Source organism: Acetobacter sp., assembly GCF_052102375.1.
Classification (GTDB): domain Bacteria; phylum Pseudomonadota; class Alphaproteobacteria; order Acetobacterales; family Acetobacteraceae; genus Acetobacter.
The window spans coordinates 1-24535 of the sequence record NZ_JBQDXI010000014.1; the positions used below are offsets into that span (position 1 = coordinate 1).

Sequence of the window (24535 nt, forward strand, 5' to 3'; positions counted from 1 at the left end):
CATCATTCGAAACGTGCTGGACGGGCCTGAAAGCGGGAACTACCCCCGATGCCTGTGCAGCTATCGGCGGGAGCAAATAACCATGACGTCAGCAGAAATTAGTGCCGTTCTCGGCGTAGTCGCCACTGTTGTGGGCCTTGCTGAGAAATATGGCCCAGGGGTTTACGAGACCGTGACCAGCGCTCTGGAGCAGAGCAAAAGCAAAACTGGCCCGACCGCTGAACAGATTGCAGCACTGTTTGCCAAATGCACGGCAGACAATGCGGCTATTCAGGCATCGTGATCGGGTATGTCGAAGCCTTCCTTGCGGGAGGCTTCACAGTTCTGGGTGTTCTGGGTGTCGCGTTCTTTTTGAAGATGGGCGGCAGGCAGGGTAGTCCGTTTGAATGATGGCCTGCACCATGTCGGTGGCGTTGCCGATATGGTTGGGTGGTAACGTTAACGCATGGCGCAATAGCTAGAAGGCTATAGCCTCCATCATCTCCCCCGCATCTGTCGTGAATCGAGGCGATAACATTCCCTGCCGCGGCCGCCATGACCGCTCCGTGCCAGTGGCGAGGGGCTTTATGGCTTCTCGCCCGTATCGCCTGTTAATAGTGTCCAGCGCATCCATCAAACCTGCAGAGCGCTCCTGCGGCGTATCAAATAGAGAGGTCTGTTGCCCGGCTGGTGCCAGATCATTGAGCATTACGCCACCTTTGGCATAACGGTATCCGTCCCGCCAAATTGTCCGTAGTAGGCGGGTTGCTGTTCCAATTAACGTCAGGGCGTTATTGGTAGGAGCACAGGTTATCGATACCTGATTGGCGTACCAGCCATCCTGTCGTTTGTGCGGGTTGGTCTGAATAAAAACGCTCACATGCCCAGCGTCCAAACCGTCTGCCCTCAATTTTTCAGATGCCCGTGTTGCGAATCCGGCTATAGCCTCACGCATATCGCTATAGGTCGTAATTGGTTGGCCGAATGATCTGGTGCAGGCCAACCCTTTCCGTTGCTCTGCTACTTCAGACAGTTGCAGACAGGATTCGCCCCGCAGTTCTGCCTGCAATCTAACTCCGATAATCCCCATTATACTGCGTATCTGTGCCGGTTCTGCCTGAACAAACTGCTCTATCGTCCGGAGGCTGGCCTCATGCAGCTTGGGCACTAATCGGCGACCAATTCCCCAGACCTCACTGACAGGCAGATTGCGGTAAAAGCGGTGGCGCGTCCGTTCGTCGGTGAAATCGCAGAGCCCCTCCATTTCTGGGCGGTCTTTGGCAACATAGTTGGCCAGCTTGGCAATTGCTTTTGTTGGTCCCCATCCTACGCATGTTGGTATTTTGGTGATCTGCTCAACCTGTGCGCGGATGAGTTCGCAGCGGTGCGATAGATCCCCATGTAGCCCTGTAAGATCAAGGAACATTTCGTCGATAGAGTAGGGCTCTACACGCGGGACGTGATCCAATAGGGTCTGGTAGACCCGCCGCGACATATCCGCGTACAGAGGGTAATTGCTGGAATACCACTGAACGCTCGATAGCTTTCGGTCATTGCGGATCAGATGCCAGGCATCCCCCATTTTTATGCCTAGGGCCTTGGCTTCACTGGTTCGGGCAATTGCGCAGCCGTCATTGTTCGATAGCACAACTACGGCCTGCCTCTTCAGCTTTGGCTCAAAAGCGCGCTGGCAGGAGCAGTAGAACGAATTGCAGTCAATCAGACCGTATATTTTCACGGCCTCTCTCGCACCACACCGGTGACCGTAGCCCAGATATCAATGTCCTGCGCAGGGTCAACGCGAATAGGCTCTCGCCCATCATCTCCGGAAACCAGCCACCACCGGCCAGCCCGAGCCCGTAATTCAGCCAGCAGAACCTGACCCGCAGCGCTTGCGATCACCAGTTGGCCGGAGACTCGCTCGCCGGCTGTGTCTGCTATCAGAATATCTCCGTCCAGAATGCCACGAGCAACAAACGTCAGGCCACGAACGCGCACCGGGTAGCGGCTGGGCCTGCGCAGATCCAATATGTCGGACAGATCAATTGGCCCCTCAACGGCATCTGCTGCCGGTGAGGCGAATCCTGTTGTCCGGTCTCCAGCGTATGCGCTCATGCTCCTGCTCCCATAATGAGAACAGATAGAGAACAAGTGGAGTGATCAAGTCAAGATTTATGCGTGGGCCTGGTTAGGAGAATCGCCTGTAGTCTGTTCAGTCTATTTGCGGCTAAATTTGTGGGGCTAAGATATGTTATCGCGTAAAGGGAGGGAATCGAGATAGGCAAGGCAGGATGATTGATTGCAACACTACCCAGTCCCTAAAAATTCCATAATACATGTGGGCAAAATTGCGGGTAAAAATTTGTATTCGAAAATAGAAAACTAATATATTTCAATATTTTATTCTGTGTTAATAACCTCCACCTCTTCCGCCATCAGGTATTTCCAAAAATTAAAAATCAGCCCAGAAGCACAAACCTGATAGGTTTTATGCTGCGCTAGGCCGTGTAAATACGCGTGCTGCTGTGTGGGTAAAAACAGGCGCATTAACGTGCGCCTCTCGCCAATAAATACAAATATCGTATATATTTTTTGACTGAGAAACGGCGTTGTGCCCTGTTTTGCTATGGGCTCTGCATGGGGCGCATAACAAGACCATCATAACTTATGGTTAACGGATATATTTAATTCTGAAATCGACATAAAAACGCAATGCAGGCATGATTAATCCGATATCGTAATAATGTGCGTGGTGCCATCACGTTAGATGAGAATATGCTGTGATGATAATATCCAGAAATATGCGCAAAATCCTATTTCTGTGCGGAACGTTCTCCTCAGGGCTGGCTGTCCTTTCAGTAAATGCAGCCTATGCGGCACCGGTAGTAGATACGCTTGAGAAGGAAACCGAAAGCAAAACCAAAGGCAAAAAGAAAGAAGCGTCAAAGGCAGCGCTGAAAACACCCGCGGCTAAAAAAGAGACATCTGATGAAGTTATCATGGTTACGGGTAGCCGCATTGCGAACCGCAATTCAAAAACACCAACACCCGTAAGCGTGTTGACCCGCAGTGATATTCAAAATCAGTCTCCCACAAACAACCTGGCAGATCTGGTAAACCAGCTGCCTCAGTTTGCTGGCAGTACAACACCGGAAAACTCCCGTCTGGCGTTGAGCGGTGGCACGGCTGGCATTAACGCCCTCAATCTCAGAAATCTGGGGGAGGTCCGTACTCTTGTGCTGTTGGATGGCCGCCGTTCTGCCCCGTCATCTATTACAGGGCTAGTAGACGTTAACACCTTGCCACAGCAGTTGGTAAAACGTGTGGACGTGGTAACGGGTGGCGCTTCGGCTCAATATGGTTCTGACGCCGTTTCTGGTGTTGCCAACTTTGTGCTGGATAAAACCTATACCGGACTGAAGGTAAATGCAGATTCCGGAATTTCTACCTACGGGGACGGTGTAAACTATTCTGCTTCTGCCGCTGGCGGTTTTGGGTTTGCACACGACAAGGGCCATGTGCTGCTGAGTGGAGACTACGCCCATACGGACGGCATTTATCAGGTCGACCGTAAATGGAACGAGAATAACAGCCGCATTATTTCTAACCCTGCTTACGCACCGGGTAATGGCCAGCCTTACTATATTGTCCGGTCGCCTGCGGGCACCAATAACGCGTTGCCGGGCGGTATTATCAACTCATCCGTGGGTGGCACGGCCAATTCTCTTAAAGGGATTTATTTTGGGCAGGGGGGGAGTATTAACCATTATAATTATGGTTCTCTCGCAACCTCCACAACTTCCGTTGGTGGGGACTACGCGCTGGCAGATAACGGCCGTAACATCGGCCTTTCTCCGGGTAGTGACCGCAGGAACCTGTTTGGCCGGCTAAGCTACAAGGTCGCACCGTGGGCTAACCTGTATGCGGAAGGGTCCTACAACTGGAACGAGTACGTTTATAACGCTGGCCCACAGTATCTGTCGTCCATCAACCTGACGGGAGATAACGCATATCTCCAGAACGCTCTGGGAGCAGATGCCCTAAAAGGGGTAACATCTGCCCGGTTAGGGACCACTGCGCGGGATATGCCCTACCGTAAAACCGACAATAAACGCAGTGTTCAGCGTTATACGGTTGGTGGTGAAGGCAATTTTGAGATGTTCGGCAAACGCGCCACATGGAGCGCCTATGCACAGTACAGCGCAACACGCACGCACGAACAGATTTACAACGTCATGAATACAGCAAACCAGCTTAGAGCAACCGATGCTGTGTTTGCCCCTGCTGGCAATGTCGCCGGTATTCCGGCTGGATCAATCGTGTGTCGCTCCACACTTACCAATCCGGGGAACGGATGTGCGCCTGCTAACTGGTTGGGCACAGGTGTGATGTCTCAGGATGCAAAAAACTATATTCTGGGCAATCCGTATCGTGACCAGAAATTTCAGGAAATTGTGTCAGGCGTCAACCTGTCCATGACGCCGTTTGCAACATGGGCTGGCGATGTGAGCGTTGCTGTGGGCGGTGAATACCGTGATGAGCGGGCTTCCGGCTATGTGCCGACCGAGTATCGTTCCGGCTGGTCTGTCGGCAACTTCCTGCCGACCTTTGGTGGCTATAACGTTAAGGAAGCCTATCTGGAAACAGAAGTGCCACTGGCCCATGGGTTGGCCTTTAATGGTGCCGTGCGCGGGACGGACTATTCCACATCCGGCTACGTGACGACATGGAAAGTAGGGGGAACATGGCAGCCGATTGAGGATGTTCTGTTCCGTGCCACCCAGTCGCGTGATATCCGCGCGCCTAACATTAATGAACTGTATCAGGCAGGCACATCCCGTACGAGCACGGTGCTGAACCCGTTTACGGGTGACACCAGCACAATCATGGAAACAACCACAGGCAACAGCAAGTTACGCCCGGAAAAGGCCTCCTCTACTGTGGTGGGTGCCGTCATTACGCCTCGGTTTGTGCCCGGACTTTCCATTTCTGTTGACTGGTTCCATATCAAGCTGAAGGACGCTATCCAGCAGTTCTATTCGCAGGATATTATTGACCAGTGCTATCAGGGCAACCAGAGCTTCTGCTCGTCTTACGGTGTGGACCCATCAGGGCAGCGAGACCTGCTGTTCAAGGCAAGCCCGTTTAATTTCAGCAAGATTACAACAAGCGGTATTGATATTGATGCATCTTATCAATTTCCGGTACGGCGTATTTTTCCCGGTGTAGGCGGGACATTTACCGTGCACGGTCAGGCAACCAATTACCTGAGCTACGTGCCGGACTCTGGGCTTAGCCCCGCAATTGATCTGGCAGGACAAAACTGCTGTGCTTCCGGGCCACCAAACTGGATTTATCGTTTCTCGGCCACCTATAGCATGTCCCGTTTTAGTGTAACGGCCATTGCGCGGGGTATTAGTGCAGGTAACTATTCAAATAGCTACATACAGTGTGCGTCTAACTGCCCGGCCTACAGTGCGTATTATCCTACGATAGATTCTAACAAGGTTAAGGGCACATTCTACTTTGATATGAACTTTACCTATAAAATGCAGTATCAGGATTTTGGTAAAATGCAGGTGTTCCTGAATATTACCAACCTTGCCAACTCTTCCCCTCTTATTCTGCCGGAAAGCGGGCTGGCAGCTAACTCGACTTATAGCAGCTTGCTGGGTCGTACCTTCAGAGGGGGTATACGCTTTGAGTTGTAAGTCTGCATAAATTCAAGGCAGGAAAAAGAGCGTTTATTTTAAAGGGGGAGGGCATAGCCCACCCCCTTTTGTTTGGAAAAGGCGATAGCAGCTCTGCGTTCTCTGGGCTTTTATCATAAATCAACATTTATTAAGACGCGGCTTTAGATGAGGTGAAGACTCAGTAAAATAGGAGGGCTTAACCCTATGACGGTGATGTGGGGTGATTTTCAGGCCGTCGTGCAGCTTTCCGCGGGTCTGAATGTGGCCATTCTCAGCTTTGTTGATATCAGCTTGCCAGCCATTAAGGAGCGTAGGCGGGTTTTTGCCAAAGCGCGGCAGGAGTTGGATATTCACCGTAAAAACCCCCATAAACGAACCAAGAATGACCAAGAGAGTCATGCGGAAGCCGTAGGGTTAGTGGACAGGCAGTTGTTTGATTTATGGCGTGAGACATCGGCTTTTGAGAGTGTGGAAGACTCTCTTATGAAGTCGACGGGCGTGCTGGGGTTTCTGGGAGCAGTGCTGAGTGTTGGTCTTTTGTGGTATTCAGCCTTACACTACAGTGAACCAATTTCTTTTATGGCTGAATGCCTAACAGTTATTTCTTTCTGTTCTCTGATTGGTGCGTTTTTAATCAATTTTTTCACGGCATCCAAGGCATCGCACTATGCCAAGCGCTGTAATCAGCTACGCGAGCACATGCGCACCAGGCTGTAAAAGGAGCCCCGTCATATTATTGCGGGGCTCTAAAAGACTTATTTAGTGCCAAAAAGTCGGTCACCAGCATCCCCAAGGCCGGGGCGAATATAGCCGTGGTCATCCAGCGTGGGGTCTATGGAGCACGTAATAACTGGCACATCAGGGTGAGTTTGTTTGAGGTATTCAATGCCTTCTTTGGTGGAGAGAAGGCAGACGAACAGCAGGCGCTTGGCGCCTTCCTGCTTCAGGCGCGTCAAGGCAGCGGCTGCACTGTGGCCAGTTGCCAGCATAGGATCTACGACAACGCAGCGGCGGGAAGATATTTGCGTGGGGAGCTTCAGGTAATATTCCACGGCCTCAAGTGTTTTGGGGTCGCGGTACAATCCTATATGGCCAACCGGCGCAAAAGGAACAAGGTCAAGCATACCGTCCAGCAAACCATTGCCAGCACGCAGAATGGAAATGAAGCACACATCCGGCCCAGCAAGTTGCTTGGCCTGCGTTGTTTCCAACGGCGTTATGATTTCAACAGTTTCCAGAGGCAGGTCGCGGGTAGCTTCATAGCACATCAGTAAGCTGAGTTCGCGCACCAAGCGGCGGAAGCCTGCGGTTGATGTCTCAGCTTTACGAAGATGGGACAGTTTGTGCTGAATAAGCGGATGGTCCAGCACGATAGGGGAGGACGCGAAGGGAGAAGGCTGTGTTGTCATGCCTTTTCTTTTAGCGTCAGACTTTTTGCAGCGCTACGCCAGAGTGACCCCATGGTGGTGCAAAATAGCCATAATTTAGGAAAACACGCCCACCCTAAGCGAAAAAGAGTGGCATCGCGTCATGGCTGGGGGAGTGTTGGGTTATCCCCCAGCCAAAGTTAAGGTTAGCGGCGTGGGCGCTGCGGAGTTGTGGCAGCGCCTACGGCAGCCCCGGTACCGCCCCCGGCCAATGCGCCAATGGCTGCCCCTGTGCCACCGCCAGCCAGTGCACCAATGGCTGCGCCCCCGCCCGCACCAATGAGGGCGCCGGAGCCCGCACGTGCGCCGGAATCATATCTGTCGCCACAGCCAGCAAGAGCCAGAGTGGCAATGAAAGCGGCAGCTGTCATGGTGTTTCTTATGATGTTGTATGCCATCGAACGTTTCCTTGTTCTGCCTTGGTAAAAAGGACTAAGCCTCTTGCAGTCCTGTGGCTCTGTTACAAAGTGAACAGGCCGCCGCGGTAAAAGGTGGGTGCGCGAGATAAGCGTCCCCACCGCTTTGCGGTTTGCCTCATTCTGTCTCGTTATAAAGCGCGGTAGGTCGGGAAGTTCTTTTCAGGAAAAAAAATTTGCGTCCCTCTACAAAAGATAGAGGAAGAAATTGGGTGATGAGGAGAGGCAAAACGACAGGATCAACGGATGTTGGCCACGAGAAAAAACCCGGAAAAATGCGCTTTTTAGAGAAACAGGTTTGCAGCACAGGGGTGGGTAGTGGCAGAACAGCGCCGAAAGGGCCGGGGGAGCTGGCCTGAGAGATTACTGTTAAGTAAGGAATGAGCGCCAGATGGCCGTAAACTACGCGACTGTCACATGGGACCAACTGCACCGAGATGCCCGCCTTTTGGCTGAGGCACTCGTTCCGGCACTGCCCCTTAAAGGTATTGTGGCTGTTACACGCGGGGGGCTGATTCCAGCCGCCATTATTGCGCGAGAACTCAACTGTCGTTTGGTGGAAACCATTTCAGTAGTAACTTATGATGAAGAAGACCGCGGACAGCCTTCTATCATTAAGTCACCGGATGCCGCCGGAGATGGCGAGGGCTTTCTGGTTATTGATGACCTGGTAGATTCTGGTGTGACGGCACGCGTTGTGCGCGAAAAGCTGCCCAAAGCAACTTTTGCATGCCTGTATGCCAAGCCCGCTGCTAAAGCGTTGACGGATAAGTTTGTGGTCGAAGTCCCGCAGGATACCTGGGTTTTGTTCCCTTGGGATACAGCTCCTTTGTTTGTCCCGCCGCTGGCCAGCAAAACAAAAGAGCACAAATAACTGATTTTTTACACTTTTGGGGTTGCCAGCCGGACGAATGGCGCTTAGGTTCCGCTTCGTTCGGGGCGTGGCGCAGCCTGGTAGCGCGCTTGTTTTGGGTACAAGAGGCCCCCGGTTCGAGTCCGGGCGCCCCGACCACTATCTATCTGGAGGCATAACCATGCCAGCACGGATTTATAAGCAGCCAAAAGCAGCAGGGCAGTCAGGTTTGGCAAGCAACCAAGAGTGGGTGTTTGAATACGGTCAAGCTGCACCCAAAAGCCGTGACCCTCTGATGGGTTGGTCTGGCAGTTCAGATACACAGTCGCAAATCCGCCTCTATTTTGCCTCGTGCGAGGATGCGGTGGCTTATGCCCAGCGCAAAAATATAGATGCTGAAGTTGAGCAGCCAGTAGAGCGAGTGCGTACGCCCAAAGTGTATGCTGATAATTTCGCTTCTGACCGAATTCAGAACTGGACCCATTGATTTTCTGGTCAGTGGCCGGTATCTGCAACGCCAAGGCAGGCGCCCTTAGCTCAGTTGGATAGAGCAACAGCCTTCTAAGCTGTGGGTCGCTGGTTCGAATCCAGCAGGGCGCACCATTTTTTCAAGCACTTATTTGACGACAGATGGCGGATTGATTCTCTGCTTGCTGTGCACCACCGTACCACATTTCGAATGTTATAGCGCCGTTGCGTTTTGGGTGCGCTGTAGTTGGGCGCATCACAACAGTTAAATAAAGCATCAATCGCATCAGCCTGTCTTAAATGTTCACGAAACAGGCCAGGCTCTTTTGCCCAGCATTCTTTCTGCTCCTCAGGCAAATTGCTCTGCTCAGTATGAACGGGGGTTTGACCATTAACGCAGCATCTAGCTGTGGGTGGTCGTTTTTGCTCTCATCGTTATCCGGGTGAGCCTTATCCTGATCGGGACAAAAATTACAAAATCCAAAGTAAGGGAAGGCGGAGTGAACTGGTTAGCAGGTCGCTCAATAAAACTCTGGCCTACTCGCATTTTATTTATTGATATTGGGAAAATGAAAACACAGATAAATTCTTAAAAATAAATATTTGTTTGAAATTTCCTATAATAAAAATTACATAATTTCTTAATTAAATCATGTAAAATTAGAAAGAACTAAATTTCTTATTGGTTCATACTTATATAAATCAAGTATGAGGCAGTAAAATACTAACAATAGGTAGGTTGATCTAGATGGCAACGGTAATTTCTAAAGGCATCTGGGAGGCCGTGACTATTGATGGTGCTACCTATTATGTTAGCGGTCACACCTCAATGGCTGCACCAAAGTCCCCGCACGATAGCAACTCCACAATCGTTTTGGGCGGAGCCGTCGTTTCAGCGTTACCAGGTGCCGTGCTGGCTGGGCTTACAGTCCAGAGTGGGGGTGTTCTTGATATTGTCAGTGGGGCTGTCGGGTACGATCTGAAAGTACTGGCGGGTGGTCATATTTCAGCAACGTCAGGAACCGTAATAAGCGGTCTTGTTTTATCTTCAGGCAGCATCAACAACATCGCTACTTTTAATACAGTAACAAACTATACGAACGATACGTTCACGCATACGATTCCAAATTCAACGACAGGGGCTGCTAACCAGTATCTTCCTATTGATTCTCGGACGCATGTGACATCCGTTTCCATTAACGTGGCAATTCACTCAACAAGTTCACAAGGGCTGCAATTCTTCGCACTCCAAGCCAATTTTGAAGATGGGGCTTGGGCGCACGGTGGCCAACAAATCTTAGGGCCCAAACCGTACCGAATAAACTGGGGCGGACTGGTTAGCACAGCCGATGACAAAACAGGCTATTCCCTTAATGACCCGCAAGCTCTGGCCTATCTTCAGAATAGCCTTCCTCAATATGTCTCGACCAATTTTACGGTGGGCAAGACATATACCTATTCTATTACCCGCGGTGCGCAGGTTACCTTTCTTCCAGGCTATTATACAAAAATTGAAGGTCACCAAGTCTATTATGTAAACCATGCTCGGACGATGTGGGAGTGGAATTTTAGCGTCACGCCGACTGATGCCTCTTCCGCCCCGGTTACCCAGACAATTTACGCAAGCTTGCCCTATATTTCATGGGCGGCTTACTGGAACGAGAATTTTACGAATTATCAGCCGGTTAGTGAATGGACAAACCTCAAGGTTTTTTCTCAGGATGATCGTGTTCCTGTTGTCAGTAAAACTTTGTCGGGTAATTCAAAATCACCAGTAGGGTCCAATAGTACTATTATCTCCGGCTCCCGTGTTTCTGGTAAAACGGTCGTAGTTTCTTCTGGGCAGGTTTTTAATAGTTCATGGATACAGTCTGGCTCAGTGAGTATTCACAGTGGGGGCGTGACCTCGGCCTCTACGGTATATGCAGGGGGTAGCATCACCGCCGCGTCCGGGGGAATTGCCCTTGGGGATAGTGTCTTTACCGGTGGCAAGGTTGTGGTGCTTTCCTCCGGGATCGCAGAGCGCGGAACCATCATGTCTGGTGGTTCAATTGTTGTGTCCTCAGGCGGAAACGCCGTTTCAAATATCTTGTCCGGTGGGAGTGAAACCGTTTTATCGGGTGCCCATGTGGCGTGGGAAACCATTTTATCGGGCGCGAAGCTAACCGTATCAAGTGGTGGTATGGCTGGTGGGAGCATAGTCTCCTCTGGTGGGACACTTGCTGCTTTAGACGGGGCTGTTGTTCGCGGAGATACCATTTCGGCCTCTGGTAAAATGGAACTCGCTGGCGTTGCTTCAGGTACAAAAGTTCTGTCAGGCGGAACCGTCAGAATTGTCGGGGGCACGTTACGGGATGCCACCTTTACAGGTGGGGCGCTCGTCCTTGTCAGCGGCACGGGCCAAAATAACGTATTTTCTGGAGGTAAGCTTACTCTCTCCGGGGGTGTTTTATTTAACAACAAGTATTATTCCGGCACAGTCGCTACGGTCATGTCCGGTGCAAATTTCCGTCAGGAGACGCTCTTTAGTGGTGCGACACTCACTGTTTCCAGCGGCGGTATCTCATTTAATAACACCCTTTCAGGAGGGATTGAGAGTGTCATGTCTGGAGGCGTTGTCACGTCTCAAAGGGTCCTCTCTGGCGCAACGCTCGTTCTCAGTTCTGGTGCCGTGGCGGATAAGACGTTTCTCGCGTCTGGTGCAACTCTCGATTTCCGTGGCCTACACTATGCACCTGGTGCTACGGCGTTCATCAACAGTGCGGGCATTCTTACCGTTTCTGCAGCAGGGCAGACGGTATCCACAGCACTTGCCGGTCAGTATTCTTCTGGCCCTATCGACATCATGGATGATGGCGCAGGCGGGATCAAAGTTCAGGTCTGTTTCCTTGCCGGAACTCTAATTCATACGCCTTCAGGTCTGATTCCCGTTCAGTCTCTTCATGTGGGTGATGACATCCTGACATGGTGCCCGGTTAAGAATCTCGGCACAATAACCAGATTGGTTTGGGTTGGCACAAAGCACTGTAGTGTGCGTCCAGAGTTAGCTGATGATGAGGCTGGCTACCCAGTGCGCATTCTCAAAAATTCACTCTCTGATGGCGTGCCGTTTAAAGATCTGCCGATCACGGGTGAGCATTGCCTTTTGCTTCACGGCAAATTCGTGCCAGCGCGAATGCTCGTCAATGGTCGCTCAATTTTCTTCGACAAGACAATCCTATCCTACGACTACTATCATATCGAGACAGCTCAACATGCCGTTGTCATGGCGGATGGGGCGCTCACGGAGAGTTATCTCGATACCGGGAACCGAGCGTCCTTCTCCAAGCAGAATAAGGTTGTGTCTATCGACAAAGCTGTCAGCCGTAATTTGACCTGGGCAGATGCCGCGGCTCCGCTGGATGTCTCTCGAAACTTTGTCGAACCTATTTTTAATGCGATTTCAACTCGTGCTGAGCAGGGTAAGCTTCCCGTGCGTACCCTTCCGGTTGTACTGACCCAGAATATGAACCTTCACCTCACGATGGACAACGGCTCAGTGATTCGCCCAGTCCGTGAGGTCAATGGCCATGCTGTGTTCGTACTCCCTCCCGATATAGAGACCGTCCGCATTGTATCCAACATCAGTCGGCCGAGTGATGTGATCGGACCGTTCGTTGATGATCGTCGTACTTTGGGTATTCTCATTGGTGGTATCACGTTGTTCCAAAGCGGCACTCCACATGCTGTCACGGAGCATCTGACCGATGCCTCCTTGGCCGGTTGGCATACCATTGAAGAACCAAACGCACGTTGGACTGCGGGAAATGCTTTGCTCCCCATGCAACGACATCAGTTAAAAGGTCTTTCTCTCCTCACCATTCAGGTGAAGGCGGCTGGTCCATACATCGTCCGGGACAAACACGCTCTAATTAAACTGATGGCGTAAATTCTGTGATGTTTAAGAGTGTGGGGTAAAAATCTTGCGCCTTTTCTGGCCCGCTACGCTGGTGCCTTAAAGCCGAGGGGCAGATTTCCACTTGTCTTGTTTCCAAAAAGCCGCGGGATATTAGACGGTTTTTTGGGGGAGAGTAGGGGGTATATAGTCATTCTCAGCTGTAGGTCTCTTGTGAGAGTTCAGCGGGGCACACTGTTAGGTCCTGAATAGTTAAATAAAACTACGCAACTATCCCCATGGTGCGTAAACTGCTTCAAGAAGAGCAAGCCTATATGGTGCGAGATTTTTTGAAGCAGGGGAATGTCGGTTATGGCGCATACGGTCTTGGCAAAACATCGTTGGGTCACAACAAGCCCGACGCGTCTTGTTTCGGGAACGGAAGATGCCGGAACTCTTTCTATAGATGGATGCAAGTTTGAGGTGTCTGCCTTGCCGGTATCCGCCCAAACGTCTGAACTGAAGGGCGTAAGGCACCTTAATATTTTAAGTGATGGCTGGAAACTCCACCATTTTCGGCTTTTTAACCCTCTTATTTTTTCCTGTGCTTTTGGGGAGGATGAGGTTTTTGAATGCCTCAAACTTTCTTTTCAGTCTCTGTTAACGGTTGGTGGTTATCAGGGAGATCTTGCGGTCATTACAGATACGGCAGGTGCTGAGCGTGTGAGGCGCATACAGCAGGACTTACCGTTGAAGGGTGAGTTCACCGTTGTTGTGCTGCCGGATTGTCACGATGAGATCGATTTTTGTCTCGCGCGGTTTCGGTTTTTTGATCAGCCCTTTTTCCGTGACCGTCAGCCGCTGATTTATATGGACGCAGATATACTGTGTAACGCGCCGATAGAGCCAATTCTGGCAGATATGGTGTTTTCAGACCGAGTGCATGTTGCGAAGGAAGGTTTGTTGGGTGAGGGGCATCCGGACTCTGATGGTCATTGGTATGGCTGGCGGATGATGGCCGATGCGGAAATGGAGTTCTCTCACACGCAACGTGGTTTTTCAGCAGGCATGATAGGGTATAGTCATAGTGCTCAAGCCTTTGAATACGCACAACTTATCTTGCAGTGTGCAGAAGGCTACAGGCAAAAAACCGGTAAGCACCGGCCTTTCATTGGGTACGACCAGTGTCTTGCTAATTATATTTTTCTCAAAGCCCAAATTTTCAGTTTTGATGGCATAGGGGCCGCGGTCACGCTTTATCGGCTCCGCTCCGGGCAGGAGCCTGTCTTCCCCTCTGAAAAGCGCGGACTGATTCACTTTCTGGCTGTGCCGTTTCCAGAAAAACTTGCAGCCATGAAATTGTATGCCGCCCAATGAGGAAGAGGGGGCGTCATGCTATTTTCCGCCTTGACGCCAGATGGTAGGGGCCGCATGTCTCCTGACATGCGAGTTGCTGCCATTCTTCTAGCTGCCGGAACGGGCAGCCGTTATGCCGCCACCAGCGGGTCTGAAACGCCGAAACAATATGTTCGGCTCGCAGGCCAGCCGGTTATCCGCCACGCTGCGCAAGCTTTGTTGCCCCATGTGGCCTGCTTGCAGCCCGTGGGTCATCCGCCATCCCTGTCTGATGCACTACAGGGTCTGACCACGCTCCCCCCCGTTGCGGGTGGTGAGACACGGCAGGCTAGTGTGCGTGCCGGGTTGGAAGCTCTGGCTGCGCTGCCGGAAGAGCAGCGGCCCGATATCGTTTTGGTGCATGATGGTGCCCGCCCGTATGTTACAGCCAAAGTTGTGCACAACGTGGTGTCTGCCTTAACGGAGCATCCGGGTGCCATTCCTGCTGTGCCTGTGGCAGATACGCTGAAGCGTGAAGAGGGCGGTGTAATTTCAGGCACTGTCTCCCGCGACCATCTGTTCCGTGCCCAGACCCCGCAGGGCTTCCGGTTCGGTCTGTTTCTGGACCTGCACCGCAAGGCCTCTTCCCTGACAGCCACAGATGATGCGAAACTCTTGGAAGATGCAGGCTTCAGTGTTGCTCTGGTGCAGGGCGATGAAGACAATATCAAACTGACTTACGAGGATGATCTTGTGCGCCTTGAACGACTGATCGGCCCGACCCTGCTGCCACGTGTGGGGCTGGGATATGATGTGCACGCTTTTGAAGAAGGCCGCCCTCTTATTCTGTGTGGCATCACCGTGCCGCACACGAAAGGTCTGGCTGGCCATTCCGACGCTGATGTCGGGATACATGCGCTGTGTGATGCCATATATGGCGCACTGGCAGAGGGCGACATTGGCCGCCATTTTCCACCCAGTGAAAACAAGTGGAAAGATGCGGACAGTGCCCGTTTCCTTATTCATGCGGGGCAGCGTATTCGGGAGCGCGGCGGAATGCTGATTAACGCTGACCTGACGTTGATTTGTGAGCGCCCCAAAATTGGCCCACATGCAGATGCTATGCGTAAGCGCGTGGCGGAACTGCTGGAAGTTGATGTGGACCGTATTTCCATCAAGGCCACAACCTCTGAACGCCTCGGTTTCACTGGGCGTGAGGAAGGGATTGCCTGTACGGCAGCGGTGTCCGTTCTGGTTCCCTGATTTTTCGAGGTGAGTTGGTAAAAGGAAAGGGTGCTCAGGCGAGGGTCTGGGCACCTTTTCTTTATCAGAACGCTTCTAAAAAACTCAGGCAGGATGCAAGAAAACTCTTGCGTATTCTGTCTAATCATTACGATTATAAAAAGATTGATTTTAGGCAGGGATATCGGTATCTGTGCCTAAATCATAGGCAAAGTGGGAAAGACTGTGCAAACGCAATCCGTATTGCGGCCAATAGACCTTGGTGGTGTCCATATTGAGACACCGGTTATTCTGGCCCCCATGTCTGGTGTGACTGATCTGCCGTTCCGGCGGCTTGCCCGTAAACTCGGGGCGGGGTTGGTTGTGTCGGAAATGATCGCCTCTTGGGCTATGGTGCGTGAGAACGATAATACATTGCGTATGGCCGAGGTGGCGGACGCCGGTGGCCCCAATGCCGTACAGCTTGCCGGGTGTGACCCGGACGCTATGGCGGAAGCAGCCCGTATTGCTGTGGGGCGTGGGGCGGACCTGATCGACATTAACTTTGGCTGCCCGGTTAAAAAAGTTGCCGTGGGGCAGATGGCCGGATCAGCGCTGATGCGCGACGAGGGTGCCGCTGCCCGCCTACTGGATGCTACGGTCAAGGCTGTATCTGTGCCGGTTACCCTTAAAATGCGTATGGGGTGGGATCACCAGCACCTTAATGCGCCCGTTCTGGCCCGCATTGCGCAGGATGTGGGTATCCGCATGATCACGGTGCACGGCCGCACCCGCCAGCAATTTTATAATGGTACGGCGGACTGGGCTTTTGTCCGTAAGGTCAAGGATGCTGTTGACCTGCCAGTTATTGTTAATGGCGATATTCTTACGGTTGATGATGCCCGCACGGCTCTGGCTCAGTCCGGCGCTGATGGTGTGATGATAGGGCGGGGCTGTTACGGTCGCCCGTGGTTTCTGGCGCAGGTTGCCCACGCTCTGCGTACAGGGCAGGACGTGCCAGACCCCTCGCTTAGTGCGGAAAAAGAGATCGTGCTGGAGCATTACCGCATGATGCTGGAGCATTTTGGTGAACGCCCCGGCCTGCGCTTGGCGCGCAAACACGTGTCCTGGTATTCCGCTGGCCTACATAGTTCAGCCGGGTTTAGAGCTGCGGTGAACCGTGTAGATAATGCGCCCGAAGCCATCAGCATGATCTCTGATTTTTATGATCAGCAAATTGCAGCCGGTGCTGTGCGTGAACCAAGAGCGTCCCGGCATGCAGATGCTGCTGATGTTACGTGTGGAGCCTGACGCACGCGCATGAAAGCTCGCCCGGCTCCCAATAACTCCAGTTCTGCCGCCAGCCTGATACTGGACAATGTGCCAGTGCCGGTTCTGGAAATTGGGGCTGATAACGGGATCCGGTTTGCGAACTCAGCGGCTGAGGAGTTTTTTGCAACGTCCCGCTCTCAGCTTTGTCAGAGCGGATTAAAGGACTTTGTGCCGGAAGATCATCCGCTCTTCCTGCTGGTGGAGCACCTGCGCAAAATTGGCGGCAGTGTGACAGAGCACGAACTGGTTTTCAGTACACCGCGTTTTCACAAGGAAGGTATTACCGTGCAGGGCGCGGATATGCCTGAAAATCCAGACGCTATTGTGCTGACATTCCACGATTCTTCCACGGCGCGTAACCTAGATAGGCAACTGGCGTTTCGCTCTGCGGCACGAAGTGTGTCCGGCATGGCCGCCATGCTGGCGCATGAGGTCCGTAACCCCCTGTCAGGCATTAAGGGGGCGGCCCAAATTCTTGAAAATGCTGTCTCCGAGCAGGACAAGGAGTTGGCCAGCCTGATTTGTGACGAGGTAGACCGTATTGATGCGCTGGTTGAGCGCATGGGCATGTTTGGTGAAGCCCCAACGGAGTATCGCTCGCTCAATATTCACCGGGTGCTGGAGCATGTGCGGTTGCTGGCTGAGCAAGGCTTTGCTTCCGGCATCCGTATTATTGAACGGTATGACCCTTCTCTCCCTCATGTTTGGGGTAACCGGGACCAACTCATACAGGTTATGCTTAACCTCGTGAAAAATGCGGCAGAAGCCATTAAAGAGACGGATAAGCCGGGCGAAATTACGCTGCTGACCAGTTATCGCCCCGGTATTCGGCTGGCCTTGCCGGGTACCAGCCAGTGGCGGCATCTCCCGTTGGTTGTGACCGTAAGGGACACAGGGCCGGGTATTTCCGAGACCATTCGTCCCCATCTGTTTGAACCATTTTTAAGTACCAAAATCAGTGGAAACGGCCTCGGGCTGGCACTGGTTGGAAAAATTATGGATGACCATGGTGGCGTGATTGAAGTGGAAAGCCGGCCCGGTCGTACGGAAATAAGCCTCTACCTGCCTATTGTTTCAGAGCCGCCCGCTTCGGGCTGATTTTGTTTTTTCTATTTTCTTGACCTGTTGCCGCTGCAACCTTGCTGAATGTGACACGCCGCCATGACCCCACTGCCCACCATTCTTGTTGCTGACGATGACCGCTCCATTCGGACCGTGCTGGGGCAAGCCTTGGGCCGTGCAGGATATCAGGTTCAGTCAACCCCTAACGCAGCCACACTCTGGCAATGGGTGGAGGAAGGCGAGGGGGATCTGGTGATTACAGATGTCATCATGCCCGATGGCAGTGGTCTGGACCTTATCCCCCGTATCCGGCAGGCGCGGCCTGACCTGCGTATTATTGTCATGAGCGCTCAGTCCAACCTGACAACAGCCGTCAAGGCAACCCAGCGCGGTGCATTCGAATATCTGGCAAAGCCGTTTGACCTGAAAGAATTGCTGAGCGTTGTAGGGCGCGCTCTTGCTGCTCCCGCGCAGGATGTGCCAGCGCCCTCAGTGGCAAGTATACCAGAGGAGCGGTTGCCCCTTATTGGTCAGTCCATGGTCATGCAAGGGATCTATCGCAGTATTGCCCGCCTGACGACATCGGACCTGACAGTTATGATTACGGGCGAGAGCGGCACAGGGAAGGAACTGGTTGCCCACGCCTTGCACGAGTATGGGCGGCGGCGAGGGGGACCGTTTATTGCGGTCAATATGGCTGCTATCCCGCGTGACCAGATTGAGGCTGAACTGTTTGGGCAGGAGCGTACGGCGGGTGGCCGTAGCCCCGGCCGGTTTGAGCAGGCTGCCGGGGGAACACTGTTTCTGGATGAAATTGGCGATATGCCACCAGAAGCGCAGACCCGTCTCTTGCGTGTTTTGCAGGATGGTGAATTTACCACCGTGGGTGGCCGTGCACCCATTCGGGCGGATGTCCGTATTGTTGCGGCCACGCATCGGGATCTCCGGCAAGCCATCCGCGCCGGGGCGTTCCGGGAAGATTTGTACTATCGCTTGAATGTGGTGCCTGTCCGCCTGCCGCCTTTGCGGGAGCGGCTTGAAGATATTCCTTTGCTTGCACATCATTTTCTAAGGCTGTGTCGTCAGGCAGGTGGTGCAGCAAAAGTGTTGGATGAGTCAGCCATAGAGCGGCTACAGTCATGGCGCTGGCCGGGCAATGTGCGTGAACTGGAAAACCTCATTCGCCGTATTGTCGCTCTCTACCCGCAGGAGACCATTGGGGCTGACCTGATTGACGCCGAATTGGCCGAACCGTTGGCCAATGACGTAACACTCGAAAAATCCTCAGTGGAAGAGCCTTTGGCAGAGTCGGTTTCCCGTCATATCATGCGCTACCTTGTGGCAGGGCGCGAAGGTATGCCGCTTCATGACCTGTATGCCCGTGTCATTGCAGAAGTTGAACGCCCCCTGATACAAATGACGCTGGCGGAAACCCGCGGTAATCAGATCAAGGCGGCAACCATGCTGGGGCTGAATAGAAACACCTTACGCAAGAAAATTCGGGAGCTGGAAATCCCCGTAGTGCGTGGGCCTGTCTGATAGGTTCACCATGAAAAACTTTTTCCGTAACGCGCCAGACGTGCGTCCGCGCAGCCGCCTGCATTGGGTTTTCCGATCGCTTGAGCGTAAAAGCGTTGCGCTTACGCTTGCGGCTCTGGCTCTCGGGTTGGGTTTTGCCACCTTTGTTGTGCTGTCCGGAGGGATGTCTTCCGGGCACTATTATTCCATCATAGAGCCACTGGTCATAGTGCTGAACAGCTTGGTTCTGTGCCTGTTGCTTGTGGCTATTGTCATTCGTGTTGGCCCCATGCTGTCCGAGCAACGCAAGGGGCTGGCAGGGGCACGGCTTCATGTGCGGCTGGTTACGCTGTTTGGTATTGTAGCGGTAGCGCCAACGGTTGTTGTGGGCGCATTTGCGGCTCTGTTCTTTCACTATGGGATTCAGATCTGGTTTTCAGACCGCGTGAATACGGCGCTGCGCGAGGCGCTGGAGGCATCGCGCGGGTATTTGAGCGAGCATAACGCCAATATCCGGACCGATGCCTTTTCAATGTCCAATTACATCACCAGCGCCCAGAACGAACTGGCAGCAAGCGGCATGAACCTGTTGCAGGACCATGATGCACTGGCGCAGATGCTGGATAGTCAGGCAACCATTCGTGGGCTGACGGAGGCGGTGGTTTATGACCCCATCACCAATAAGGTGCGTGCTGCTGGTGGGTTGATGAGCCGTACCGGCTACATGCAGGATTTGCCGCCACCAGCCGCCACGACCATGGCCCGCACAAACGATATTGCCATTCTGGATTCGCCTGACGAGAGGACGGTGAGAGCTGTTGTCGAGCTCTCCCAGACACCAGCGCTCATGTTGGTCATTACACGTCTTGTTGATCCCACCATTCTGGAGCACATGCACAGAACGGAAATGGTGGTGGCGGACTATAATCGTCTGAATGCCAACAAGGCCAAAATCCAGTTCACTTTTGTCATGATATTTGCGTTGGTGGCGTTGCTGGTTCTGGCCGCTGCGGCGCTGATAGGCCTGGCTTTGGCCAATCAGATCGCCCGTCCGCTCGGGCTTCTTATTCTTGCCGCACGGCGCATCAGTGAGGGTGACCTTGGGGTGCATGTGCCCGAAGCCGACCGCGATGATGAAGTAACAAGCCTGTCACGCGCGTTCAACCGTATGACAGAACAGCTTGCCAGTCAGCGTTCCGAGCTTATGGCGGCTTACGGGCAGATTAACGAGCGCCGCCGTTTTACGGAGGCTGTTTTGTCTGGTGTCTCCGCTGGCGTGATCGGGCTTGACCGGGAGCAGCATATTGAACTGCCCAACAGGGCCGCCAGCGTGTTGTTGCAAACCGATTTGATGGACGCCAAGGGCACACCGCTGGCCCAGCGTGTGCCAGACTTTGCTGATATTCTGGCCGAAGCCAAAGCCGCCCCGGATCAGGTTGTTACCAAGGAAGTGCAGACAGGTCCTGTTGCCAACCGGCGCATGTTGCTTGTGCGTATTGGCGCGGAAATGCAGGGGGCTGTCACGGGCGGATATGTTGTGACCTTTGACGACATAACAGCCCTGCAATCTGCTCAGCGCAAGGCTGCATGGGCGGATGTGGCGCGCCGTATTGCTCATGAGATCAAAAATCCACTCACGCCCATTCAACTGGCAGCGGAGCGGCTCAAGCGTCGTTTTCTGCGGGAAATTACGTCAGATCCTGACACATTTGCACAATGTGCAGATACTATCGTACGACAGGTTGGCGATATAGGCCGTATGGTGGATGAGTTTTCAGCATTTGCCCGTATGCCACAGCCTGTCATGACCAAAGAGGACCTGTCCCGTATCGTCCGGGAAGTTTTGGTCTTGCAACGGAATGCACATCCTGAAATTACGTACACAGTCAATTTGCCAGATCGCGGCCCGGTTGTCCGGTGTGACAGGCGCCTGATAAGTCAGGCACTTATAAACCTGTTACAGAATGCAGCGGATGCCATTGCCATGACGGCAAAACAGGGTGATGTTGGGCAAGATGGCGCAAACGTGGCAGGCGCGATATGGATTGGCCTGCAAGAGGAGAAAGACGAGGTCGAGATTTCTGTTACGGATAACGGGGTTGGCTTGCCAATTGACGACAGGCAGCGCCTGACGGAACCGTACGTAACACACAAGGCTAAAGGCACCGGCTTAGGGTTGGCTATTGTGAAAAAAATCATGGAAGACCATGGAGGAACGGTGCGCCTGCAGGACAGGGCGGAGGAAACAGGAACTGTGGCTATTCTGATTTTGCCGATGAAAGACGACCATGGCTCATGAAATCCTGATCATTGATGATGAACCGGATATCCGGATGCTTATTGAGGGCATTCTGGAAGATGAAGGGTACGAAACACGGGGTGCTGGCACGTCTGACGCAGCCATAGCAGCCTTCCGTGCCCGCAGGCCGTCGCTTGTTATTCTTGATGTGTGGCTGCAAGGCTCCGCGCTGGATGGTCTTGGTATTCTGGATGTTTTGCATGGGGAGGAACCATCTGTTCCTGTCATCATGATTTCCGGGCACGGGACGATTGAGACCGCAGTGGCGGCGCTTCAGCATGGTGCCTACGACTTTATTGAAAAGCCATTTCAGGCCGACCGTCTTTTAGTCGTTGTACGACGCGCACTGGAAGCTGCCCGTCTGGCCAAGGAAAATGAAGAACTCCGCCTGCGTGCCGGGCAGGATACAGAGCTGTTCGGCAATAGCGTTCTTGTATCCGCCGTGCGGGGGCAGATTGAACGTGTGGCGCCCACAGGGTCTCGTGTGCTGATTACGGGTGGCCCCGGTTCCGGCAAGGAAGTTGCTGCCCGGATGATTCATGCTCGCTCCCGGCGGATGGATGGCCCGTTTGTTGCCCTGAACTGTGCCATTCTAGCACCTGGCCGTTTTGAAGAAGAACTCTTCGGGCTGGAAGGCAATGCGGATGGTGTAGGCCGGCGTACCGGAGTGCTGGAACGCGCCCACGGTGGTACGCTCTTGTTGGATGAAGTGGCAGACATGCCACTGGAGACACAGGGTAAAATTGTCCGTGCCTTACAGGACCAGACATTTGAGCGGCTTGGCGGTTCCACGCGCGTGAAGGTTGATGTGCGTGTGCTGGCGACAACCAACCGGGATCTGCAAGCCGAGATTATGGCAGGGCGCTTCCGGGAGGACCTGTATTATCGGCTGGCTGTTGTGCCGCTGCGTATGCCCGGTCTGCGGGAGCGGCGGGATGACATACCGGGTCTTGCTGAGCTATTCCTGCGCCGTGCCGCGGAAATGGCAGGCTTGCCGAAGCGTGAATTGTCAGCCGATGCCATAGCAGCGCTTCAGGCATATGAGTGGCCGGGTAACGTGCGCGAGCTGCGTAACCTGATGGAACGGGTATTAATCATGATGCCCGGCAACACGACTGAACCAATAAGGGCGGAAATGCTTCCTTCTTCCGTAGGGGAAGGCGCACCGGCCTTATTGAAATTTGATGCGTCTGCCGATGTCATGAGCCTGCCGCTGCGTGAGGCACGGGATATGTTCGAGACACAGTACCTTCAGGCGCAGCTTTTGCGCTTTGGGGGTAATATCAGCCGGACTGCAATTTTTGTTGGCATGGAGCGTAGTGCCCTCCATCGCAAACTCAAGCAGCTTGGTGTAACGTCGGAAGACAGAGGGGCGGGCTAATGTATCTGCGCAAAGCAGCGACATTCCGGCTTTAACAAAAAACGAGAATAGGGCCTCAGAGAGTGGAAAAAGAAACCGGATACAACGTGCAGGATGCCTTTTTGAGCCAGATACGCCGCTCACGGGCTTCTGTGACGGTATTTTTGGTCAATGGTGTTAAGTTGCAGGGTAACATTACGTGGTTTGACGACACGACTGTTCTGTTGAAGCGTGATGACCAGACGCAGCTTATCTATAAACATGCTATCAGCACCGTAATGCCATCCATACCGGTTAATGTATTTGAAACAGCGGCGACAGAGCCAACAGACAGAGATATAACACTTGGCGACGACTTTAACTGAGACAAAACCTACCGCAACACGCGGCGCTGTTATTCTGCCATGGGAGCGTTCAGCCCATGAGCAGGATGTAAGGGCAGCTGAAGCCCGGCTTGAAGAAGCTGTTGGACTTGCTGCCTCCATCGGGCTTGTCATTGTCAGACAAGCTGTTCTCCTGCTTCGTACTAAACGGTCTGCCACCCTTTTGGGGGTTGGGCAGGTAGAGTCCCTCAAAATTGCCGTGAAAGCGGACGGGATTGATGTTCTGGTCGTGGATGCACGGCTGACGCCCGGCCAGCAACGTAACCTTGAGCGGGAGTTTGGTTGTAAGGTTATTGACCGTACAGGGCTCATTCTGGACATCTTTGGTGCGCGTGCAGCAACCAAGGAAGGGACATTGCAGGTTGAGCTTGCTCATCTGGAATACCAACGCTCGCGCCTTGTCCGGCTGTGGACCCACCTTGAGCGGCAGCGTGGTGGCTTTGGCTTTTTGGGCGGCCCCGGTGAAACTCAGATGGAAGCCGACCGCCGCATGATTGGCGAGCGTATCGTCAAGCTGAAGAAAGAGCTGGAGCAGGTGCGCCGTACGCGTGGTTTGCACCGGCAGGCCCGTAAACGTGTGCCGTTTCCGGTTGTAGCCCTTGTGGGCTACACCAACGCGGGCAAGTCAACGCTGTTCAATGCGCTTACCGGGGCTACGGTTTACGCAAAAGACCAGCTTTTTGCTACGCTGGACCCCACCATGCGGGCTATTACGTTGCCATCTGGGCGGCGCATTATCCTGTCTGACACTGTGGGTTTCATCAGTGATCTGCCAACGGAACTGATTGCCGCGTTCCGCGCGACGTTGGAGGAAGTGTCTGAGGCCGACATCATCCTGCATGTACGCGACATTGCGCACCCTGACAGCGCCGCACAGAAAAAAGATGTGTTTGGTGTGCTGCATGGTATGGCGCGTGACAACATGATTGAGGCTGACTGGTCTAGCCGCATGATTGAAGTCATGAACAAGGCGGACCTGCTAGGTGGCCCGGAAGCTGTGCCGCAAACGGAAGAAACGGTCGCTATTTCCGCTATTACAGGTGATGGGTTGCCGGAACTCATGGCCCTGATAGACCGGCATATCACGTCCTCCATGGAGGTAGTGCGTTACCGTATGGCTCTGTCTGACGGTGCAGCGGCAGCGTGGCTTTACCAGCATGGGGAAGTGACAGACCGGCAGGATGGCGAGGACGATACAACAATCACAGTGCGTCTGCTGGCGGAAGACCGGGCACGGTTTGAAACACAGTTCAAGCATGTGAAGCCGCTTGTTGCCTGATGAGGTGTAGAAGTCGTTAAAACATCAGGATGTGGT

Annotated in this window: 19 protein-coding genes and 2 tRNA genes; 17 read left to right on the top strand and 4 right to left on the bottom strand. The window is 53.2% G+C overall.

The features are described 5' to 3' along the window. Window positions 1-283, top strand: a 283-nt coding sequence (locus ACTIDN_RS07780) for a hypothetical protein (protein WP_441376599.1), incomplete at its 5' end; no start/stop codon positions are given. A 174-nt stretch (window positions 284-457) separates the two neighbouring features. On the opposite strand, the gene ACTIDN_RS07785 is transcribed toward ACTIDN_RS07780, so the two are convergent. Together ACTIDN_RS07785 and ACTIDN_RS07790 are read right to left on the bottom strand one after the other, a co-directional pair. Next, window positions 458-1717 (bottom strand): Y-family DNA polymerase, encoded by a 1260-nt coding sequence (locus ACTIDN_RS07785; RefSeq protein ID WP_441376600.1) that lies wholly within the window; start codon window positions 1715-1717, stop codon window positions 458-460. Next, complete coding sequence (locus ACTIDN_RS07790; protein ID WP_441376601.1) at window positions 1714-2094, bottom strand: LexA family protein; 381 nt, start codon at window positions 2092-2094, stop codon at window positions 1714-1716. The genes ACTIDN_RS07785 and ACTIDN_RS07790 overlap by 4 nt, the downstream gene beginning before the upstream one ends. Window positions 2095-2780: 686 nt before the next feature. Between ACTIDN_RS07790 and ACTIDN_RS07795 the strand changes: the two genes are divergently transcribed. Together ACTIDN_RS07795 and ACTIDN_RS07800 are read left to right on the top strand one after the other, a co-directional pair. Further along, window positions 2781-5690: a TonB-dependent receptor plug domain-containing protein gene (locus tag ACTIDN_RS07795; protein ID WP_441376602.1), complete on the top strand. Its 2910-nt coding sequence runs from the start codon at window positions 2781-2783 to the stop codon at window positions 5688-5690. A 186-nt stretch (window positions 5691-5876) separates the two neighbouring features. Then, entirely contained in the window at window positions 5877-6389 is a 513-nt protein-coding gene (locus ACTIDN_RS07800) for a hypothetical protein (RefSeq protein ID WP_441376603.1), read from the top strand. Window positions 6390-6427: 38 nt separating this feature from the next. Here the strand turns inward: ACTIDN_RS07800 and upp are convergent, their stop codons facing one another. Together upp and ACTIDN_RS07810 are read right to left on the bottom strand one after the other, a co-directional pair. Continuing rightward, on the bottom strand, window positions 6428-7081 hold the full coding sequence (upp, locus tag ACTIDN_RS07805) for a uracil phosphoribosyltransferase (protein WP_415509194.1): 654 nt from the start codon (window positions 7079-7081) through the stop codon (window positions 6428-6430). Window positions 7082-7245: 164 nt separating this feature from the next. Then, the gene (locus tag ACTIDN_RS07810) at window positions 7246-7470 is read right to left on the bottom strand and encodes a hypothetical protein (RefSeq protein WP_108912422.1); all 225 of its coding nucleotides are present in this window, start codon (window positions 7468-7470) and stop codon (window positions 7246-7248) included. A gap of 436 nt (window positions 7471-7906) precedes the next feature. On the opposite strand from ACTIDN_RS07810, the gene gpt reads away from it, so the two are divergent. From gpt to hflX, 14 genes are all read left to right on the top strand, one after another. Then, the gene (gpt, locus tag ACTIDN_RS07815; protein ID WP_048839593.1) at window positions 7907-8389 is read left to right on the top strand and encodes a xanthine phosphoribosyltransferase; all 483 of its coding nucleotides are present in this window, start codon (window positions 7907-7909) and stop codon (window positions 8387-8389) included. Window positions 8390-8450: 61 nt separating this feature from the next. Next, a tRNA-Pro gene (locus ACTIDN_RS07820) sits at window positions 8451-8527 on the top strand. A 22-nt stretch (window positions 8528-8549) separates the two neighbouring features. Further along, window positions 8550-8855 carry an ETC complex I subunit gene (locus tag ACTIDN_RS07825; RefSeq protein WP_441376604.1) on the top strand — a complete coding sequence of 102 codons (306 nt, stop codon included), beginning with the start codon at window positions 8550-8552 and terminating at the stop codon, window positions 8853-8855. Between the two features lie 39 nt (window positions 8856-8894). Then, window positions 8895-8971: transfer RNA gene (locus ACTIDN_RS07830), tRNA-Arg, on the top strand. 613 nt (window positions 8972-9584) lie between these two features. Beyond that, window positions 9585-12764, top strand: coding sequence for a Hint domain-containing protein (locus ACTIDN_RS07835; protein ID WP_441376605.1), 3180 nt, complete (start codon window positions 9585-9587; stop codon window positions 12762-12764). A gap of 318 nt (window positions 12765-13082) precedes the next feature. After that, window positions 13083-14087, top strand: coding sequence for a hypothetical protein (locus ACTIDN_RS07840; RefSeq protein WP_441376606.1), 1005 nt, complete (start codon window positions 13083-13085; stop codon window positions 14085-14087). A gap of 66 nt (window positions 14088-14153) precedes the next feature. Continuing rightward, on the top strand, window positions 14154-15308 hold the full coding sequence (gene ispF, locus ACTIDN_RS07845; RefSeq protein ID WP_415507942.1) for a 2-C-methyl-D-erythritol 2,4-cyclodiphosphate synthase: 1155 nt from the start codon (window positions 14154-14156) through the stop codon (window positions 15306-15308). A 204-nt stretch (window positions 15309-15512) separates the two neighbouring features. Continuing rightward, window positions 15513-16577 carry a tRNA dihydrouridine synthase DusB gene (dusB, locus tag ACTIDN_RS07850; RefSeq protein WP_415507898.1) on the top strand — a complete coding sequence of 355 codons (1065 nt, stop codon included), beginning with the start codon at window positions 15513-15515 and terminating at the stop codon, window positions 16575-16577. Between the two features lie 9 nt (window positions 16578-16586). Beyond that, window positions 16587-17696, top strand: coding sequence for a two-component system sensor histidine kinase NtrB (locus tag ACTIDN_RS07855; protein WP_415507899.1), 1110 nt, complete (start codon window positions 16587-16589; stop codon window positions 17694-17696). Window positions 17697-17759: 63 nt separating this feature from the next. Further along, complete coding sequence (gene ntrC, locus ACTIDN_RS07860; protein ID WP_441376607.1) at window positions 17760-19199, top strand: nitrogen regulation protein NR(I); 1440 nt, start codon at window positions 17760-17762, stop codon at window positions 19197-19199. Window positions 19200-19209: 10 nt separating this feature from the next. Continuing rightward, window positions 19210-21477, top strand: coding sequence for an ATP-binding protein (locus ACTIDN_RS07865; RefSeq protein ID WP_441376608.1), 2268 nt, complete (start codon window positions 19210-19212; stop codon window positions 21475-21477). After that, complete coding sequence (gene ntrX, locus ACTIDN_RS07870) at window positions 21467-22858, top strand: nitrogen assimilation response regulator NtrX (protein WP_048838726.1); 1392 nt, start codon at window positions 21467-21469, stop codon at window positions 22856-22858. The genes ACTIDN_RS07865 and ntrX overlap by 11 nt, the downstream gene beginning before the upstream one ends. Window positions 22859-22920: 62 nt before the next feature. After that, complete coding sequence (hfq, locus tag ACTIDN_RS07875; protein ID WP_086652122.1) at window positions 22921-23202, top strand: RNA chaperone Hfq; 282 nt, start codon at window positions 22921-22923, stop codon at window positions 23200-23202. After that, entirely contained in the window at window positions 23183-24499 is a 1317-nt protein-coding gene (hflX, locus tag ACTIDN_RS07880) for a GTPase HflX (protein WP_441376609.1), read from the top strand. Before hfq ends, hflX begins: the two co-directional genes overlap by 20 nt. Window positions 24500-24535: the final 36 nt, after the last annotated feature.